Annotated in this window: 1 protein-coding gene; it reads right to left on the bottom strand. The window is 74.6% G+C overall.

Features of this window, described 5'->3' with window-relative positions; translation table 11 throughout:
* The coding region (locus tag AB0N07_RS52080; protein WP_365848140.1) for a M13 family metallopeptidase N-terminal domain-containing protein at positions 1-1,046 on the bottom strand (1,046 nt) is incomplete at both ends.

Raw genomic sequence — 1,046 nt, 5'->3', positions numbered from 1 at the left:
GCTCGTCCATCGCGGCCACGTGGCCCTGCGGGAAGTGGCGGGCCACGTAGAGCTGCGCCACGTCCTCGCCGGCCGCCCCGTTGACGAACGCGACCGCGCGCTTCCAGCGGGGGCGGACCTCCTCGGTGCCGGCCAGGCGGCGGCCGTAGAAGGAGAAGTTCTCCTGCACGAAGGCGTCCGGCAGGAACCCGGCGAAGGAGCGCAGCACCTGCAGGATCAGCCAGTATCGCCAGTCCTCGAGGTCGGCGGCCTCGGGGCCCTCGAGCAGCTCCTGCACACCGGAGAGGAAGTCCGGCTGCCACACCACGACCTCCGCGGCGCGCTCGCCCGCGGCGTCCACGCCCTCGAGCCACGCGTCGGCCAGGGGGAAGAGCTCCGTCAGCCGGTCGTGGGTCATGAGGTTGTAGCGGGCCACGGCGTCCCGGGTGCGGACCACGTCCCAGTGCAGGGCGGCGATGCGCTTCTCCAGCTCCACCACCCGGGCGCCCAGCGCGGCGGCCTCGTCCCGGTCCGCGCCGATCCCGGCCAGCGCCAGCAGACGGCCGGTGTGCTCGGTGTACTGCTCGAGGATCTCGGCGTAGGCCTCGTCCCGGTAGTAGGACTCGTCCGGCAGGCCCAGGCCGCCCTGGAGCAGGTGCAGGAGCATGCGGTCCGGGTTCCCGGCGTCGTTGAGGGCGCCGGTGTTGATGAGGCCGGAGACGCCCTGGCGCTGCAGTCGCCCGGACAGGGCGAGCAGCTCCGCGGGGGTGGACACGGTGGCCACCGCCGCGAGGTCCGAGGCGATCGGCTCGAGGCCGCGGGCCTCCACGGTCTCGTCGTCCATGAACGAGGCGTACAGCGCGGCGATCCGGCGCTTGAGCTCCGGATGCTCCGTGCCCTCCGCGTCCTCCTCGTCCAGCGGGGCGAGCGGGACGTCCCGGTGCGCGCCGGCCGCGGCCGTGGCCTGCACGCGCGCCTGGGCGGGGTCGAAGCCCGTGCCGACCTCGCGCACGGCGTCCTCGCACAGGTGCCGGACGGCGAGCTCGGCCGCGTCCCGCAGCTCGAGG

It is taken from the genome of Streptomyces sp. NPDC051172 (assembly GCF_040682555.1).
GTDB lineage: Bacteria > Actinomycetota > Actinomycetes > Streptomycetales > Streptomycetaceae > Streptomyces.
The sequence above is the reverse complement of the archived record's forward strand: the minus strand, read 5'-3'. Positions and strand labels throughout refer to the sequence as shown.